General features: G+C 70.7%; 11 protein-coding genes and 3 pseudogenes. 5 read left to right on the top strand and 9 right to left on the bottom strand.

The genetic code is table 11. The annotated features are described in order from the left end of the window. Positions 1–55 precede the first annotated feature (55 nt). The 5 genes and pseudogenes from FHR82_RS34040 to FHR82_RS48090 all read right to left on the bottom strand — a co-directional run. Positions 56–2266 (bottom strand): xanthine dehydrogenase family protein molybdopterin-binding subunit, encoded by a 2211-nt coding sequence (locus FHR82_RS34040; protein WP_311771409.1) that lies wholly within the window; start codon positions 2264–2266, stop codon positions 56–58. Beyond that, entirely contained in the window at positions 2263–3243 is a 981-nt protein-coding gene (locus tag FHR82_RS34035) for an FAD binding domain-containing protein (protein WP_184814731.1), read from the bottom strand. The genes FHR82_RS34040 and FHR82_RS34035 overlap by 4 nt, the downstream gene beginning before the upstream one ends. Positions 3244–3249: 6 nt before the next feature. Then, entirely contained in the window at positions 3250–3882 is a 633-nt protein-coding gene (locus FHR82_RS34030; RefSeq protein ID WP_184814730.1) for a (2Fe-2S)-binding protein, read from the bottom strand. A 116-nt stretch (positions 3883–3998) separates the two neighbouring features. Then, positions 3999–5003, bottom strand: coding sequence for a PQQ-dependent sugar dehydrogenase (locus tag FHR82_RS34025; protein WP_184815061.1), 1005 nt, complete (start codon positions 5001–5003; stop codon positions 3999–4001). Between the two features lie 196 nt (positions 5004–5199). Further along, positions 5200–5682, bottom strand: a pseudogene (locus FHR82_RS48090) (SDR family NAD(P)-dependent oxidoreductase); the annotation flags it as partial. Positions 5683–5850: 168 nt separating this feature from the next. On the opposite strand from FHR82_RS48090, the gene FHR82_RS34015 reads away from it, so the two are divergent. Then, positions 5851–7197 (top strand): MFS transporter, encoded by a 1347-nt coding sequence (locus tag FHR82_RS34015; RefSeq protein WP_221464649.1) that lies wholly within the window; start codon positions 5851–5853, stop codon positions 7195–7197. Here FHR82_RS34015 and FHR82_RS46685 read toward each other — a convergent pair. Beyond that, positions 7155–7433: pseudogene (locus FHR82_RS46685) on the bottom strand (cyclophilin-like fold protein); the annotation flags it as partial. The gene FHR82_RS34015 and the pseudogene FHR82_RS46685 overlap by 43 nt on opposite strands. Positions 7434–7577: 144 nt before the next feature. Between FHR82_RS46685 and FHR82_RS34005 the strand changes: the two are divergent. After that, a complete protein-coding gene (locus tag FHR82_RS34005; RefSeq protein ID WP_184814728.1) occupies positions 7578–8120 on the top strand; it encodes a cyclophilin-like fold protein in 543 nt (180 codons plus the stop codon). Positions 8121–8211: 91 nt separating this feature from the next. Continuing rightward, positions 8212–8532, top strand: coding sequence for a carboxymuconolactone decarboxylase family protein (locus FHR82_RS34000; RefSeq protein WP_184814727.1), 321 nt, complete (start codon positions 8212–8214; stop codon positions 8530–8532). Here the strand turns inward: FHR82_RS34000 and FHR82_RS33995 are convergent. Further along, positions 8469–9317, bottom strand: a complete 849-nt coding sequence (locus tag FHR82_RS33995) for a hypothetical protein (RefSeq protein ID WP_184814726.1) — start codon at positions 9315–9317, stop codon at positions 8469–8471. The genes FHR82_RS34000 and FHR82_RS33995 overlap by 64 nt on opposite strands. Before the next feature lie 30 nt (positions 9318–9347). Here FHR82_RS33995 and FHR82_RS33990 point away from each other — a divergent pair, with 30 nt between their 5' ends. Next, a complete protein-coding gene (locus tag FHR82_RS33990; protein ID WP_184814725.1) occupies positions 9348–9503 on the top strand; it encodes a hypothetical protein in 156 nt (51 codons plus the stop codon). Next, positions 9500–10465, top strand: coding sequence for an alcohol dehydrogenase catalytic domain-containing protein (locus tag FHR82_RS33985; RefSeq protein WP_184814724.1), 966 nt, complete (start codon positions 9500–9502; stop codon positions 10463–10465). Before FHR82_RS33990 ends, FHR82_RS33985 begins: the two co-directional genes overlap by 4 nt. A gap of 520 nt (positions 10466–10985) precedes the next feature. Here the strand turns inward: FHR82_RS33985 and FHR82_RS33980 are convergent. Beyond that, positions 10986–12260, bottom strand: a complete 1275-nt coding sequence (locus tag FHR82_RS33980) for an activator-dependent family glycosyltransferase (protein WP_311771408.1) — start codon at positions 12258–12260, stop codon at positions 10986–10988. A 25-nt stretch (positions 12261–12285) separates the two neighbouring features. Continuing rightward, a pseudogene (locus tag FHR82_RS33975) lies at positions 12286–17667 on the bottom strand (type I polyketide synthase); the annotation flags it as partial. Between the last annotated feature and the right edge of the window lie 16 nt (positions 17668–17683).

The raw sequence follows: 17683 nt of genomic DNA, 5'->3' as shown, positions 1-17683 counted from the left end.
CGGGGTGACACGATCTGGCCACCCCGACCGGGCCTCTTCCGGGTCTGCGATCAGGTCAGAGCAGGGCTTCCGCGGTAATAGGGAGTTCGCGGATCCGGCGGCCGGTCGCGTGGAAGACCGCGTTGGTGATGGCGGCCGCGACACCGACGATCACGACCTCCCCGAGTCCCTTCACGCCGATCGGGTCGGCGTTCTGGTCGTTGCCGCCGTCGAGGTAGATGGCCCGCAGGTCGGGGATGTCGGCGTTCACGGGCACGAGGTAGTCGGCGAGGTTGGCGTTGACGATCCGCCCGTCGCGAGCATCGGTGACGGTGTGCTCCAGCAGGGCCTGGCCGATGCCCCCCACCATGCCGCCCAGTGCCTGGCTGTCGGCGAGCTTCGGGTTGATGATCCGGCCCGCGTCGTAGACGCCGAGCATCCGCCGGACCCGGACCAGACCGAGGCGGTCGTCGACGGCGACCTCGGTGAACACCGCGCCGAAGGCGTGCATCGAGTAGCGGCTCTGCTCCGGCGGCCCCCAGGACCCGATCACTTCGAGGTGGTCGCGCTGGTTGCGGCCGAGGAGTTGCCGGTAGGTCTCGCCGCGGGTGGGATCGTTCTTCACGTGCATCCGGCCATCGCGGACGACGACGTCATCGGGGTTGACGCGGTGCAGCGGAGACCGCGCGTCGTTGACGGCGAGGGTGATGGCCTGGCGGCGGACCTTGTCGCAGGCGTCCTGCACGGCGGAGCCGACGCTGGCCATGGTCATGGAGCCGCCGTGCGGCGGGGTCGGCGGCATGAGCGAGTCGCCGAGCCGGAACTCCACGGTGGTCATGGTCAGACCGAGGGCGTCCGCGGCGACCTGCGGCATGGAGGTGTAGGTGCCGGGTCCCATGTCGCTGGTCGCGGCCTGCACCAGCGCGGTGCCGTCGGCGTTGATCCGCGCGTGTGCCTGGGCCGGGGCGCGGCCGAAGTCGTAGACGGCGGCGGCCATGCCGGTGCCGACCAGCCAGTCGCCGTCGCGGGTGGACCGCGGTGCCGGGTTGCGGCGGTGCCAGCCGAACTCGCGAGCGCCGGTGGCCAGGCATTCCCGCAGCCTGCGGCTGGAGAACGGCAGCCCGCTGGACTCGTCGGTCTCGGGTTCGTTGCGCAGCCGCAACTCGATCGGGTCGACGCCGAGCTCGTGGGCGAGCTCGTCCATCGCGCACTCGACGACGTGGGCGCCGGTGGCGTAGCCAGGACCGCGCATCCAGATAGGGGTGTTCACGTCCAGCGGCACCGTCGCGTACGCCTGCCGCACGTTCGGGGTGCGGTACATCATGTGCCCCGGGCCCATCACGGCCTCGGTGAACGTCTCGTAGCTCGACGTCTCCGCCCTGATGTCCTGGATCGACGCCGCCAGCCTGCCGCGCCGGTCGCTGCCCAGCTTCAGCGCGTAGGTGTAGGCGGGGCGGTGGCCGGTGCCGAAGTACAGCTGCCGGCGCGACAGCACCAGCTTGACCGGGCGGCCGGTGACCCGGGCTGCCAGCGCGGCGACGGTGACGTGCGGCCACGCCCGCAGGCCGCTGCCGAACGCCCCGCCGACGAACGGCGAGATCACCCGCACCGACTGTTGCGGGATCCCGAACACCGACGCCAGCTCCTGCTGGGTGCCGCCAACGACCCACTGCGTCTTGTCCCACAGTGTCAGGGTGTCGCCCTCCCAGCGGGCGATCGTGGCGTGTGGCTCCATCGGGTTGTGGTGGTTGCGGGAAAACCGGAAGGCCAGGTCGAGCTTGACCGGCGCCGCGGCCCACGCGGCCTCGGCGTCACCGCGGGCGTAGCGCTGGGGTTCGTCCGCCGGGGCGGTGGTGAGGTCGGTCGACGGCGGTTCGGCCGCGTAGGTGACCGTGACCAGGCTCGCCGCGTGCTGCGCGGCCTCCAGCGTGTCCGCCACCACGACCGCGACCGGCTGGCCGAAGAACCGCACGCGGTCGTCCTGGAACACCCGCAACCGCTCACCCGGCGGATTGTTCGAGCCCGGGTTGTCCACATAGGGCAGCCGGGGCGCGTTGCCGTGGTGGAGCACCGCACGCACGCCGGGCTGGTCGAGCGCGGCACGGGTGTCGACACCGGTGATCCGGCCGCGCCCCACGGTGGCGTCGACCATGACGCCGTAGGCGACACCGGTCACGTCGTGGTCGGCGGCGTAGGTGGCCTGACCGGTCACCTTCAACCGCCCGTCCACCCGGGACTGCGGGGTGCCGACGGCCTTCTGGGGTTGCCGATTTGGCTGCCGGGTCACCGGGTACCTCCCACGACGCGCAGCTGGCGTTCGACGGTGCGCTTGAGCAACTCGACCTTGAACTCGTTGTGCGCCAACGGCTCCGCGTCGTCGGCGGCGACCGCGGCCGCGGCGGTCCACAGCCGGTCGGACGGCCGCTCACCGAGCAGGCGCTGCTCCACGGCGGTCAGCTTCCACGGCACCGTGCCCACTCCCCCGGCCGCGACCTTCGCCGCGCGGACCACCCCGCCGCCGAGGTGCAGCGCGACCGCGGCGGAGGTGAGCGCGAACTCGTAGCTCTGCCGGTCCCGCACCTTCAGGTAGCCCGACCGCAGCGGACGCGGGTGCGCGGGGATTTCGACGGCGGTGATCAGCTCACCGGGCCGCAGGGCGTGCTCCCGCTCGGGCGTGTTCCCCGGCCGGAGCAGGAACTCCGTGAACGGCACGCCGCGTTCCCCGTCCGGCCCGAGCAGGTGCACGGACGCCTCCAGCGCGGCGAACGCCACCGCGACATCAGAAGGATGGGTGGCCACGCACTGACTCGAGCCGCCGAGGATCGCGTGGCTGCGGTTGAACCCTTCCAGCGCGGCGCAGCCGGAACCGGGTGCGCGTTTGTTGCAGGCCGCGGACACGTCACGGAAGTAGGTGCAGCGGGTGCGCTGCATGATGTTGCCGCCGATGGTCGCCATGTTCCGCAGCTGCGCCGACGCGCTCAGCTCCAGCGCCTGCGAGATCACCGGGAACGTGTTCCGTACCCGGCGATCGGCGGCCGCGTCTGACATCCGCACCAACGCACCGATCCGCACCCCGCCACTGCGGGTCGTCGTGATCTCGCCCAGGGGCAGTCCGCTGATGTCCACGACCGTGTCCGGCCGTTCGACGGTCTCGCGCATCAGGTCGACCAGCGTCGTGCCACCGGCGATGAACCGGCCACCGCGCTGCCCGGCCGCGACCGCCGCCCGCGTGTCCGCGGCTTTCGTGTAGGTGAAAGGAAACACGACCGCTCACCGGCCTTTCGCGGCCTGCTGGACCGCCTTGACGATCTTCACGTAACACCCGCAGCGGCAGATGTTCCCGCTCATCCACTCCCGGATCTCGCTCGCCGACCCGGTGTGCCGCTCCCGGATGCACCCGACGCCGGACATGATCTGGCCCGGCGTGCAGAACCCGCACTGGAACGCGTCCTGGTCGATGAACGCCTGTTGCAACGGGTGCAGCTCGTCCCGGGAAAGTCCTTCGATGGTGATCACCTCGGCGCCGTCCAGCCGCACGGCGAGGGTCAGGCAGCCGTTGACGCGGTGGCCGTCGACCAGCACCGTGCACGCACCACAAGCACCCGCGTCACAGCCCTTCTTCGTGCCGGTCAACCCGAAGTGCTCACGCACCAGGTCCAGCAACGACGTGCGGTTGTCGACGGTCACCGTGCGGCGCTCGCCGTTCACCGCGAACGTAACCCGGCTGCCGTGTGCATCGGCGACCGGCTCAGCGGCGGCGGCAGTGGGCTCCGCGCTTAGCAACGACGGTCCGGCGACAGCGACAGCGCTGCCAACAGCGGAAGCGGCAAGGAAAGTACGCCGGGACCACGAATCCGAATCCGTTTCGGCATTCCCGGGTGGTGGTGGCAAAGGAGTCGGCATGCGGTCGAGAACACCACGCCTGACGCTGGGGTGGGAGACCCTGTCAAAGCATGTACTGACAGTACCTCCCACCGCGGCGGCGCAGGCCGTACGCTGGAAACGTCGGCCTGCGCCGGTCACACTGCGGGAAGCCGGAGGATCCGGTCGTCACCCGCGGACGGGTCGCCACGGCCGTCGGTGTTGTTGGTGAGCAACCAGAGCGCGCCGTCGGGCGCGACGACGACGTCCCGAAGGCGGCCGTACTCCCCGCTGAACCGCTCGCTGGAGTTGGCGAGGTCACCGAGCGGGACCTCGCGGAGCCGTTGCCCGCGCAGGTTCGCGATGTGAATGGCGTTACCGGAAACGGCGATGCCGCTGGGGCTGGCGTCAGCTGGTGCCCACTGCAGAACCGGGTCGACGAACCCGTCCCGTTCCGCGATGCCTTCGACCTCGGGCCAGCCGTAGTTCCCGCCCGGTTCGATCACGTTCAGCTCGTCCCAGATGTCCTGCCCGAACTCGCTCGCGTACAGGGTGCCGTTCTCGCCCCAGGCGATGCCCTGGGGATTGCGGTGTCCGTAGCTGTAGACCAGCGAGCCCGGGAACGGGTTGTCGTCGGGCGCCTGCCCGTCCGGGGTCATGCGGAGGATTTTCCCGACAGTGCCTCGATGTTCCTGGGCGCTGCCACGGTTCCCGGCGTCGCCGACGGTCACATAGAGCATGCCGTCGGGACCGAAGGCGATCCGGCCGCCGTTGTGGTAGCTCGCCGACGGGAGCCCGTCGAGGATCGTGTCCGCCGACCCGAGGGCGAGTGCGCCAGGATCGCCTGTCAGGGCGTAGCGTTCAAGGCGGTTCTCCCCGTCCGCGGTGAAGTACGCGTACACGTGGCCGTCGTGGACGGCGATCCCGAGCAAACCGCCCTCACCGTTCGGGGTGGCCCCGGCGATGGTGGCCACCTCTCGGGTGTTCCCGCCGCGGTCGAGTTCGAGTACGCGGGTGGTGTCCCGTTCGCTGACCAGCGGTGTCTCGCCGTGGAACGCGATCGACCACGGGGCTTCGAGTTCGTCGGCGACCACCTCGACGTCCGGAGAGGATGCCGCGGCGGTCTCGCCTGCCGGTTCCGCGCACGACATCAGCACGACCATGCCGAGCACGGCAGCGAGGACACATCGGTGGTTTCTCACTCGGCACCGACGGTGGTGCGGAACCGGCCGCGTCCGGTGTGGATTGCCCACAGGCGTTCGGCCAGGGACTCGGGGGCATACGTGGGTCGCCGCCGCCGATCGCGCCGGGAATGATGAGCTGGCCGACGTGGATGTTCCTCGGTGCGAGGGCGTCGTGGAGCATCGCCCCGTAAGCGGACTCCCCCGCGAACGCGATCGAGGTGCCCGCGACATTGCCGTTCGGTGTCGCCGCGCTCGCGCCGTTGACCAGCAAGATGGTGCCGCGCCCCAGCTCGCTCATGCCGGGCAGCACCTGTTGCACGGCGGTAACCGGGCCCAGGATCGAGAACTCGACGGCCGCGGACAGATCCTCGACTTTCGTGTCCAGCACGGGACACAGGAACTCACGGCGCGGCACCGGGCTGTACTGCAGCACCTCGACCGGCCCCAGTTCCTCGGCCGCGGCCGACAAGGCCCGGGTCAGCCCGTCACGGTCGTGTACGTCCGCCGGGAACGCCTTCGCGGCGATCCCCCGCACACCCAAGTCCTCGGCGAGGTTCTCGGGACGGCGCGAGATCAGCGCGACGGAGAACCCTTCGCGCCCGAACCGCTCGGCGACAGCCGAGCCCAGACCTGGCCCGGCACCGATGATCGCGATCATCGTCATGGTGATCCCTTCTTCGCATCTCTCCCGCACGTTAGGCAGCCTCGCCCGGTTTCTGGGAGGCACTGGCAGTACACCTTTCGGCCGGGACTCCCCGGCCTGCCGCGGACCTGGTGACCTGAGAACGCCACATCGCAGCGTCAACAGGGAGGGACCGGCCTCGCCATGTCCACCACCGTTCCGTCGTCCGGCCGGCTGCCGTTCGTGATCTACGTGCTCGCCGCGGGTGTGTTCCTGATGGGCACGACCGAGTTCGTCGTGGCCGGGATCCTGCCCGAGATCGCGGCCGACCTCGGGATCCCGGTCGCGGACGCCGGTTTGACGATCACCGTGTTCGCGCTCGGGATGATCGTCGGTACCCCCACGATGGCGATCGCGACCCTCAAGCTGCCGCGCCAGACGACGTTGAGTCTCGCGTTGGTGGTCTTCGCGGCCGGGCACGTCGTCGTCGCGCTCAGCACGAGCCTCCCGCTCATCCTCGGCGCCCGGTTCGTCACCGCGCTCGCCACCGGCGCGTTCTGGGCCGTCGCCGCGGTCGTCGGCGCGAAGGCCGCTGGCCCGGCGGCGAGTTCGCGGGCGCTGGGGATCGTGCTCGGCGGTGGCATGCTCGCCAACGTCATCGGGGTCCCGCTCGGCGCGTTCGCCGGACAGGTGATCGGCTGGCGCGGCACGTTCTGGGCACTCGCCGCCCTCGCGGTGCCCGCCGCGGTCATCGTCTACCGGCGGGTCGCCGCCGCCCCCGGGTCCGGCCCGGCCCCGTCGGTGCGGGCAGAGATCGCGCGCCTGCGCGACGGACGTGTCTGGCTCGTCCTGGCGGGCTGCGCGATCGTATGTGGTTCGTCGCTGGCCGCCTACAGCTTCATCGCACCGCTGCTGACAACGAACAGCGGACTCGCCGCCGCGGCAGTACCCCTCGTGCTCGCCGGCTACGGGTCCGGCGCGTTCATCGGGTCCAACCTCGGCGGGCGCCTCGGCACCCACCGCCCCTACGCGGTCCTGTTCGTCTCGGCGACGGCGACCTTCCTCGTGCTCGCCGCACTCGCCGTGTTCTCCCACAACCTCGTGATCACCATCGCGCTCGTGGTGCTGCTCGGCCTGTTCGGCATGGCCACCAACCCGGTCCTGATCGGCATGGCCGTCCGCTACGCCGCCCACGCCCCCACTCTTGCGTCGGCGCTGAGCACCTCGTCGTTCAACCTGGGCACCGCCGTCGGCTCGTGGCTCGCCGGGTTCGCACTGGAGTCCGCCCTCGGCGCCATCGGTCCGGTCCTCGTCGGCACCGGCATCGCCGCGCTCTACTTCGTACCGCTCACACTCCTGCTCCGTAAGGAGCGCTCCAGTGTGCCGCGCCCGTGCCGGTGGCCGCCGCCTGACCAGCGCGGTCAGGCGGAGCGGGTGGGAGCAGTGGTGATCCGGATGCGCGTTCCGTCCGGCAGGTCGCGCAGCGCGTCCAGGTCGTGGGTGAAGCGTCCCATCCGCACCAGGCCCGGCCACCGCCCCGGCCGGTCGTAGTACAGCACGAGACCCCGGGTGGGGGCGTAGTAGCCGATCTCCCCGGCCTCGGGAGCATCGGCGTCCGGGACATCCCGCAGGGTCAACTCCTGACCGAGGTCAGCGACCTTCTCCACCTGGTTGAAGTCCGTGAACACCAGATCGAGCGGCAGCGCAGCCGCGAGTTGCCGGGCGACCGGGTGGTCGTACAGCTCGCCCTCGACGCGCGCATTACCGATCACCAGTTCGATCTTCATGCCGTCCACGATAACCACGCCGCCTCCTGTCGGAAGGTGCGCACAGGTGCCCTGTCAGTACACCTCACGGCAGGAACTCCCTCCGTGGCGCGTCCGCCGATTGAATGGCATCAGCCCGTCCACCACGCGTACGAGAAGGTCCGGATGAACACGCTCACCACGGCAGCAGCGCTCACGCTGGCGCTCGCCCTCACCGCCTGCAACGCACCCCCCGGCGAGGACACCGCGTCCAGTGGCACCTCGACACTCTCGCCTGCTCCGTCCGCTCCGGGCAGTTCGTCACCGGCGCCGGGCGGTGCCCCCGCGGAGAGCACCGGTCAGGACGTGGTGGGCACGGTGGTGCGGTTCACGGCGGGCTCGGAGTCGGTGGACGTGACGATCGGCGAGGACAGCCCCGCCACCCGCGACCTCCTCGGCATGCTGCCACTGACCCTCACCCTCGAGGAACTCGGCGGCCGCGAGAAGATCGTCGACCTCCCCCGGGAGCTGAACCACGAGGGCACACCGGGGTCGGACCCCGAAGACGGCGACCTCATCTACTTCATCCCCTGGGGCAACCTCGGCTTCTACTACAACGCCGAGGGCATCGAGTACTCCGACCAGACCCTCCACCTGGGCACCTACGACGCCACCGCCGAGGAACTGGCACGTCTTGAAGGGCAGGTCACCGTGGCGATCGTGCCCTGATCGCGGGAGCAGGAGCCGCATCGTGGTGTGCGGAGTCGCGGGCCCGCGTTTCCGCCACTAGAACTAGACGGTCGAGAAAGGACACCCTGGCATGGCAGAGAAGGAGCCGTCCGGCGCGGAGAAGATGTTCGGTGACTTCGCGCCCGCGTTGGTGCACTTCACCGACGACGTGCTGTTCGGCGAGGTGTGGGAGCGCAGCGAGCTGACGCCGAAGGAACGCAGCCTGGTCACGGTCGCCGCCCTGGTCACGAATGGCAACGCCGAGCAGCTCGTGTTCCACCTCGACCTCGCGAAGCGCAACGGCAACACCGAGGCCGAGCTGGTCGAGGCCATCACCCACCTGGCCTTCTACGCGGGCTGGCCCCAGGCCATGGCCGCAATGGCGGTCGCCAAGAAGGTCTTCCAGGACTGACCGTCTACATCGGACAAACGTGCATCCAGGCCTGACTCGTGCGCGTGATGGGCGAGCGCGTTCGCGATCACGTTGTAGCGCGGGTCAAGGTGCAGCGTGTCGTGGAACGCGGCGCTAATGTCGGCTTTGAGGTCAACATCGCGTTCGACGTCTCCGACGTCGTTGCGGGTGATCACGTATGGGGGCTCACCTGCGGCGACGTCAGCGGCTCGGCGGGCATGCATGGTGGCCACCAGTCGCCACCCGAACATCTGGAGCAGGAACGGCTGGTACGAGCAGTATCCGAGTACCCGGTTGACCAGGTCGTCGTCGGCGAATCGGTACCCGAGCGCCTGCAGCGGTCGGGTGAGTAGGTCCGCGGCCCACTGCGGTCGAAGTGGACCGATAACGGTGGGCCGTTGCGCGAGGTGACTGAACGGGCCGTTGCGAGCACTCTTGGCGTACCGCTGCACCGAGTGCAACCCGGCGAACACGACTTTGATACGGCCGTCGGTAGTCAGGCCGAGTTCCTTGAGCTGTTTGGTCACGATGAATTCCGGTGCGTCGGATTCGAAGAACCGGTCAGTCTCATCCAGCAGGACCAGCATTCGCCGACGGGGGCCGGCATCGAGCCAGCGAAGCACTCCGGCGCGGACTTGCTCGTGGGGATTGTTGCGGTTGGACTGCCGCCGCGGAGGGGTAATGACGCCGTGGTCGGCGAGGTCGCGAAGCAAGGCGTCCCAGATTGCCTCAGGCCCGATCGCGGACTCGGCACGGATGCCGATGGTGTCCAGACTCAGGTACAAGCCGCCGCGGCACTGCGCGGGAGGACAGCCGTGCTCGCGTTGATCTTCGCGCTGGGCCTGGCCGCGGGAGTGCTCCTCACGTCGGTCGCTTCCTACGCCGTCGACGGTCGGCTTGGCGCTGCGAGCCTCGCCGGAGCGCTCGGCGCGGTGGTGGTCGCGGTCGCGCTGGCCCGGACCGCCACATGACCTGGCGCAGTGTCGTCGTCCCCCGGTTCGGCGCTCCGGACGTGTTGCGCGTCGACGTCGGCGAGGTACCTCGGCCAGGGCCGGGCGAACTGCGCGTGCGTGTGCTCGCGGCCGGCGTCGCCCCGGCGGACGTGCAGATGCGGGCCGGTCAGTATCCCGGTCGCATTCCGCCTCCGCCGTTCGTGCCCGGATGGGATGTAGCCGGGATTGTGGACGCCGTCGGCCCGGACGTGTCCGGGCAGTGGACGGGCCAGGCCGTCGTCGCGCTCGTCCTGCGCGGCGGGCACACGAGCCACGTGTGCATGCCCTCGGGCAGCGTCGTTCCGCTGCCCGAGGGGACCGATGTGCCGACGGCGGCCTGTCTGCCGCTGAACTACCTCACCGCGCACGAACTGGTGCATCAGGTGGCGCGGGTGCGCCGGGGAGAGCGGGTACTGGTGGACGGGGCCCCGGGTGGTGTCGGCACCGCGTTGCTGGACGTGGCCGGGCGGGCGGGCGCGCGGACCGTCGGCGCCGCGTCCGGCGACGACCGCGCCATCGTCACCGGATATGGCGCCGACTTCGTCGACCGCACTGACGTGGCCGCGTTCGACGCCGGGTTCGACCCCGTGGGCGCGGGCAGGCACGCGGCCGCACTACGCAAAGGCGGACGGCTGGTCACCTGCGGTTTCCTTGGCGTACTGCGGGATCCGCACCCCCGCCGGTCGGCGGCACGTCAGCTGGCCCAGCTACGGCTGCGATCCCTGCGACCGGACGGCAGACGGGCGGTGTTCTACCGGCTCGGTGTCGCCGCCCGCTGCGACCCCGCCCGGCTCCACCGCACGCTCACCACTCTGGTGGCGGACCTCGCCGCGGGCCAGCTACGACCGCCGCCCAGTGTCCGCTTCCCGCTCGACGAGGCCGCCGAGGCCCACCGGCACGTCACCAGCCGCACGCGCGGCAAGGTCCTCCTCCTGCCGTGAGCACGACTCTCACGCCGTCCTCGTACCGCGCGGCGGCGACTCGGCGCGCCTGGTCGAGGTCGCTGGTCCGGACGACGGTCATTCCCTCGCCCGCCGTGGCCGGCAGTGCGCCGCCACGGTCAGCCTGCCACGCCAGGACCTGGCAGCGCATCGCCAACTCGGCGATCGCGGTGTCCACCACCCGCCACGAAAGCCACCTGCCACGTGTCAGATCGGAGGTCGTCCACCATGCCGCAAGCCCACGCGGACCAGCAGCCCCTGGATCACGAACATGATCACCAGCGTGGAGTAGAACAAGAGCGGGAGGGGTCCTCCGCACCGCACGCCTCGCCGAACATGGCGAGCCACCGGATAGTCATCGACGAGCTGGACCGAGGCAACGTCGCGCGGGTGCGAGCTCTACTTCCAGCTCCACAGCTCACCTTTTGACCACCTCGGTGATCCGGTGGTCCGCCCGGTCGCCATGAGCCACGACAGCGAGGCTGATGAACCAGACTAGAGCAGGAGAGGCGAATGCCGCTCACCCGTCGAGGTCGTGGTGCTCCAGTGTCAGTTTCTCCAGCAGCGGCACCACGTCACTCGGCGCCGGATCCGCAAGTATCTCGCGGCGGAGCCGTTCCGCACCGTCCGAGAGCCCGGGCTCGTCGAGCAGTTGCCGTAGCCCGTCGCGCAGGGCGTTCGGGGTCAGCTCGGTTCGGCGCACGACGAGGCCCGCGCCGACCTCGGCGGTCCGTCTGGCGCGGTAGGAGTTGTCCCATACCGACGGGAAGATGAGCTGTGGCACGCCGGCGGCGGCAGCCGTCGACCACGTGCCCGCGCCGCCGTGATGCGCGATCGCCGAACATGTCGGCAGCAGCGCGTGCAGTGGGACGAACTCGACGACCCGCACGTTGTCGGGCAGGTGCGGGACCTGCTCACGCTGAGCGGCGTCGAGTGTGGTGACGATCTCCACGTCGAGATCGCCGACCGCGTCGAACAGGTTCGACAGGGACGCGGTCAGATGGTCCGCTCCGCTCCGGGAGGTGATGCCCACCGTGAGGCAGACGCGCGGGCGGACCGGCGGCTCGTGCAGCCACTCCGGCACCACGGCGGCACCGTTGTACGGGACGTAGCGCATCGGCACCGTGCGTTCCCCGAGTGGTAGCCGGATGCTCGCCGGCATCTGGTCGATGGTCCACTTCCCCCGGACCATCCGCTCGTCGAAGACCAGACCGTAACGATCGACCACACCACCGAGCCACTCAGCTAGTAGATCCGGCCGGCCCGCTGAGCGGTTCGCACGCAGGAAGGCCTGCCGCTGGTCGAGGTAGAGGTCCGCGCCCCAGAGCAGCCGGGCGTGCGCCGCCCCCGTGGCCTCCGCCGCGAGGGCCCCCGCGACGGTGAACGGTTCCCAGATCACCAGGTCCGGGCACCACGCGCGAGCGAACCGCACCAGTCCCTCGACCATCGGGTCGTTGTTGACCTGGGCGAAGAACCTCGTGGTCAGCTGCGCGTTCGAAGCCTGGAGGAACTCCCAGCTGTGTACCTCGGGCCGGGCAGGATCGAGATCGTAGGTGGCATCCCACGCCGTCGCGTTGTCCGCGTCCTCCTCGGTGGCGAGGGCGTCGAGCAGGTTGTGGTCGTCCCCCACCGGCACGGCGGTCAACCCGGCCGCGGTGATGGTCTCGGTCAGCGCGGGCTGGCTGACAACCCGCACCTCGTGCCCCGCCGAACGCAGCGCCCAGGCCAGTGGGACCTGGCCAAGGAAATGGGCGTCCAGGGCGAATGATGTGAAGATGACACGCACTGCGTTCACGCTCCTCGTGCACCGGGATGGAGTGTCATGACGTGCCGATCCGCCTGTCGATGAGCGCGAACATCTCGTCGTCGCTCGCGGAGTCGATCTCCTCGCGAACGGCCGGGCCGTCCTCGGCGCCGCGCCACCTGGCCAACAACGTCCGCAACCGTGCCACCAGAGCAGACCGCTCGGCGTCGGTCACCTCGGCGACGACGAAGGCCTCGTCGAGGCGGTCGAGTTCGGTGTGGAGCGTTGTCGACGGCGCGACTTCGCCGAACAGCTCCGCCCGGAGGAAGGCGAACAGCTCGCCGGGCGTGGGCTGGTCGAAGACCAGGGTCGGCCGCAGCCGCAGGCCGGTCGCCGCGGCCAGCTCGTTGCGCAGCTCCACCGCGGTCAGCGAGTCGAAGCCGAGCTCCTTGAAGGGGCGTCCTGGTTCGACCGGGGTGCCCGGCTCGTGCCCGAGGACGGCGGCGATCCTGGTATGGACGAGTTTGGCGAGAGCCTGTTCGCGTCGCACGGGTGACATCTCCACCAGCCTCTGGACGAGATCGCCGCCCGCACGTGCCGCCGCGACCCGCCGGGTCGCTCCCACCACCAGCTGACGCAGGATCGGCGGCACAGTGTCGGCACTGTCGCGCAGGAACCGCGGCTCGAACCGGACCGGCACCGCGCACGCGTCGCCGCTGGCGAGAGCCGCGTCGAACAGGGCGAGCCCCTGCGCGTCGCTCAGTGGCAGAAGCCCCTCACGCGTCAGCCTGCCGTGGTCGGCGACGCTCAGATGACCGGTCATGCCGCTGTCCCGCGCCCACAGGCCCCACGCCAGCGAGGTCACCGGACGTCCGGCCCCGCGCCTGCTTGTCGCGAACGCGTCCAGGAAGGCGTTGGCCGCGGCGTAGTTGCCCTGTCCCGGGGTGCCCAGGATTCCCGCGATCGACGAGAACAGCACGAAGGCCCTCAGGTCCGCGTCCCGCGTGAGCTCGTCGAGGTGCACGGCCGCGTCCACCTTGGGCGCGAGTACGGCGTCGATCCGGTCCGGGGTCAGTGCCTCGATCACGCCGTCGTCCAGCACGCCTGCCGCGTGCACGACCGCGTGCAGGGGACGGTCGAGCCCGCGCAGGGCCGCCGCCAGGGCGTCGCGGTCGGAAGCGTCGCACGACACGAAGGTCACCGACGCGTCGTGGTGCCCCAGTTCTGTGGACAGCTCCAGGGCGCCGGGCGCGTCGCCGCCGCGTCGCGACAGGATCATGAGGTGCCGGATGCCGTGCTCGGCAACCAGGTGGCGGGCCAACAGCATGCCCAGCCCGCCGCTGCCGCCGGTGATCAGAACAGTGCCGTCCGGCCCGGCGATCGGCTCCGCATTGTGCCGCGCCGGTCTCGTCGGCAGCAGCCGCAATGCGTGCAGCGTGGTCCCCCGGACCATCACCTGAGGTTCTCCGGTCACCACGGCAGCTGCCACGACAGCTGGGTCATGGTCCACGTCGACGAGCACGAACCTGCCGGGATGCTCAGCCTGAGCTGACCGGACCAACCCCCACACCGCTGCCTGCGCCGGATCCGTCACCTCCTCCCCCACGGCGCGGTGGGTGACGACAGCAAGGCGCGCGTCGCCGAACCGCTGCTCGGCCGTCCAGCGTTGCACCAGCTCGAGAACGCGGCGGGTGTGCACGCGTGTGACGACGCCCGGCGTCCCCGGCACGTCCGGGCGCAGCCGGACGGCGACGACTCCCAGCACGGGCGTCCCTTCGGGGAGCTCGCCGAGATCGTCTACGAACGCGATGTCGGTGGGATCCGCCGGTCGCGGCGAGGGAATCGGCTGCCAGACCGGCCGGTACAGCACCGCATCCCCGGCACTTCTGGCATCGGTCGGCGGCATGTTGGTCAGTGGCCGCGCCACGACCGACGTCACCGACGCGACCGGCGCGTTGTCCGGGTCCCAGATGTCGACGGACATCGCGCCTTCCCGTGTGCGGACGAGTCGAACCCGCAACTCGACGGCGTTCGCGGCGTGGAGGCTGACGCCCGACCAGACGAACGGAAGACGCGGAACACCTGACCCCTCGCCAGAAGCACCGACGAACGCCGCGTGCAGAGCCGCGTCGAACAGCGCGGGATGCAGGACGAACCCGTCGGAGGTCACGTCGTCCGGCAGCCGCACCTCCGCGAAGGTCTCGTCCCCGGCACGCCAGACGCGACGAAGCCCCCGACAGGCCGGACCGTAGTGCAGGCCGGCGTCGGCGAGGCTTTCGTAGAGGCCGGTGATGTCGAGCTCAGGCGCCGAGGGCGGCCACTGCCGCAGGCCAGCCGGCGTCGCGTCCACTGTGGACACCAACGTTCCCGTGGCGTGCAGGGTCCAGTCGCTGCCGCCGGCGCACGAACGCACGCTGATCGTGCGGGTTCCTGTCGCGTTCTCGCCACCCACCGCCACCTGCAGTCGCACGCCGGCGGTGGGGACATAGAGGGGCGTGACGAACGTCAGCTCCTCGACCAGATGACAGGCCACTTGGTCGCCGGCACGTACCACGAGTTCGACCAACGCCGTACCTGGCAGCACGACCTCGCCGTGGACTCGGTGGTCCGCCAGCCACGGTTGCGTGTCCACCGACAGCCGGGAGGTGAAGAGGTAGCCGTCCGAGTCCGGCAACGCTGTCCCCGCGCCCAGGAGGGGATGGCCGGGAACGTCCATGCCGAGGCCTGCCGCGTCGACGGCGACCGGCTCCGTGGCGTCGAGCCAGAACCGTCGCCGTTGGAACGCATAGGTCGGCAGGTCGACGTCGCGGCCCGTGCCGTGGATCGTCGTCCAGTCGACGCCCGCCCCGTGCACGTGGGCGGTGGCCACCGAGGTCAGGAACCGGCGGGTGCCACCGTCGTCACGGCGCAGCGACCCGAGCACGGCGGCGTCCACCCCCGCTTCGTCCACGATGTCCTGCAGGGTCGTCGTCAGCACCGGGTGGGCGCTGCACTCGATGAACACCCGATGTCCGTCGGCCAGCAGCGATGCCACGGCGCCGGTGAAGTCGATCGGGCGGCGCGCGTTCTCGTACCAGTACGCCGCGGTCAGGGCGGTACCGTCGAGGACACCTCCGGTCACGCTGGAATGGAACGCGATCGTGGCCTGCTCAGGACGCAGCCCGTCCAGCGCCGTCAACAGTTGCCCGCGCACCGCGTCGACATGTGCGCTGTGGGAGGCATAGGCGATCGGGATCCGGCGGGCGGGCACGCCCCGCGTCCCGCACTCCGCGAGCAGTTCCTCCACCGCCGCGAGGTCTCCCGCGACCGCCGTGCTGGCCGGACCGTTGAACCCGGCGATGGTGAGTTGTCCGCCCCAGGGGCGGATCATCGACGCGGTCTCCTCGGCGGACCGGGAGACGGACACCATCCCACCACGCCCGGCGAGCGTCGCCCCGATGATCTGGCTGCGCAACGCCACGATCCGGACCGCATCCTCGAGGCACAGTGCACCCGCGACATACGCGGCCGCGATCTCACCCTGCGAATGGCCGACCACCGCGGCCGGTGCCACCCCGTGGGAGCGCCACAGTGCCGCCAGCGACACCATCACCGAGAACAGGGCCGGCTGGACGACCTCGCCCCGCGCCAGCGCCTCGTCGTCGTCCAGCATCGCCAGCAGGTCCCATTCGACGTACCGCGCGAACGCGTCGGCGCACCGGCGCATCGACGCGGCGAACACCGGGGAGGTCGCTAGGAGCTCCCGTCCCATACCCAGCCACTGGCTGCCCTGGCCCGGGAACACGAACACCGCGCTCCCGTCCCGCACGCGCCCCGACACGGTGGTGAGGCCCGGCGTGTGGCCGGCCACGGCGGCCAGTCCGGCCATCAGCTCGGCACGGTCGGCGCCGACGACGACGGCGCGGTGGTCGAGTGCGGCCCGGGTGGTCGCCAGCGACCGCCCGATCTCGGTCGGAGAGGCGTCCGAGTCGCTCACCCAGGAAAGCAGCCGGCCGGCTTGTTCTCGAAGCGCGGCATCGTCGCCCGCGGAGATCGGCCACAGGATCGTCGCCCTGGTTTCCTCGGCGGCCGGCACCGGTTGGGTGCCGGATGCGAGTTCGTGGGGAGCCTGTTCGAGGATGACGTGGACGTTGGTGCCACTGACGCCGAAGGCGGACACCCCGGCACAGCGTGGTCTGCCCGTCCGGGGCCACGGGGTCCGCGCGGTCAGCAGACGCACGTCGCCCACGGACCACTCGACCCGCGGGGTCGGTTCGTCCACGTGCAGCGTCGCGGGCAACACGCCGTGGCGCATCGCCTCGACCATCTTGATGACCCCGCCCACGCCGGCCGCGGCCTGGGCGTGCCCGATGTTCGACTTCAACGAGCCCAGCCACAACGGCTGGTCCCGATCCTGGCCGTAGGTGGCGAGCAGGGCCTGCGCCTCGATCGGATCACCGAGACGAGTTCCCGTGCCGTGTGCCTCGACGGCGTCCACGTCGGCCGGGGACAACCCGGCCTCGGCCAGAGCCGTGCGGATCACCCGCTGCTGCGACGGGCCGTTCGGTGCGGTCAGGCCGTTCGACGCACCGTCCTGGTTCACGGCCGATCCGCGCACCACCGCCAGCACCGGGTGGCCGAGCCGCAGTGCGTCGGACAACCGTGCGAGCACCAGCACGCCCGCGCCCTCGGACCAACCGGTGCCATCGGCCGCCGCGGCGAAGGACTTGCAGCGTCCGTCGGGGGCGAGGGCCCGCTGCCGGCTGAACTCGACGAACAGCGACGGCGTGGACATCACGGTGACCCCGCCTGCCAGCGCGAGCGAGCACTCTCCGCGCCGCAGTGACTGGGCCGCGAGGTGCAGCGCCACCAACGACGACGAGCACGCCGTGTCCACGGTCACCGCGGGCCCCTCGAGCCCGAGGGTGTACGACACGCGCCCGGAGGTCACACTGCCCGCGCTACCGTTGCCCAGGTATCCCTCGTGCTCCCCCGCTCCTCCCGGCGCCGTCAACTGCCGCATCCCGTAGGTGCCGCCCATGACCCCGGCGAAGACTCCTGTCCTGCTGCCCCGCAACGACAGCGGGTCGATCCTGGCTCGCTCGACAGCCTCCCAGCAGACCTCCAGGAACAGCCGTTGCTGTGGGTCCATCGTGGTCGCCTCGCGCGGGGAGATCCCGAAGAACGCCGCGTCGAACTCCGTTGCCCTGGTGAGGAAGCCCGCGCGCCGGGCATAGCTGCGGCCACGGCTCGCGGGATCGTCGTCGAACAGGTTCGCGAGGTCCCAGCCCCGGTCGACGGGGAACGGGCCGGTGGCGTCGGCCCCGTCGCTCACCAGGTGCCAGAGGTCCCCTGGACCGTCGACCCCTCCCGGGTACCGGCAGCCCATGCCGATGATCGCGATCGGTTCGGCGGCCGCGGCCACGAGTTCGCGGTTGTGTCTGCGCAGCCGCTCGGTCTCTTTGAGAGACTCCCTCAGCGCTACCAGCACCCGG

Origin of the sequence: Actinophytocola algeriensis, from assembly GCF_014203735.1 — a bacterium.
GTDB lineage: Bacteria > Actinomycetota > Actinomycetes > Mycobacteriales > Pseudonocardiaceae > Actinophytocola > Actinophytocola algeriensis.
Note: the sequence above shows the minus strand (reverse complement) of the source record. Positions and strands in the feature narration are given on the sequence as shown.

Coding starts and splice junctions, on each gene's coding strand:
- FHR82_RS34030 (WP_184814730.1), bottom strand. CDS start 3,882: ATGCCGACTCCTTTGCCACCACCACCCGGGAATGCCGAAACGGATTCG.
- FHR82_RS34025 (WP_184815061.1), bottom strand. CDS start 5,003: ATGGTCGTGCTGATGTCGTGCGCGGAACCGGCAGGCGAGACCGCCGCG.
- FHR82_RS34015 (WP_221464649.1), top strand. CDS start 5,851: ATGTCCACCACCGTTCCGTCGTCCGGCCGGCTGCCGTTCGTGATCTAC.
- FHR82_RS34005 (WP_184814728.1), top strand. CDS start 7,578: ATGAACACGCTCACCACGGCAGCAGCGCTCACGCTGGCGCTCGCCCTC.
- FHR82_RS34000 (WP_184814727.1), top strand. CDS start 8,212: ATGGCAGAGAAGGAGCCGTCCGGCGCGGAGAAGATGTTCGGTGACTTC.
- FHR82_RS33985 (WP_184814724.1), top strand. CDS start 9,500: ATGACCTGGCGCAGTGTCGTCGTCCCCCGGTTCGGCGCTCCGGACGTG.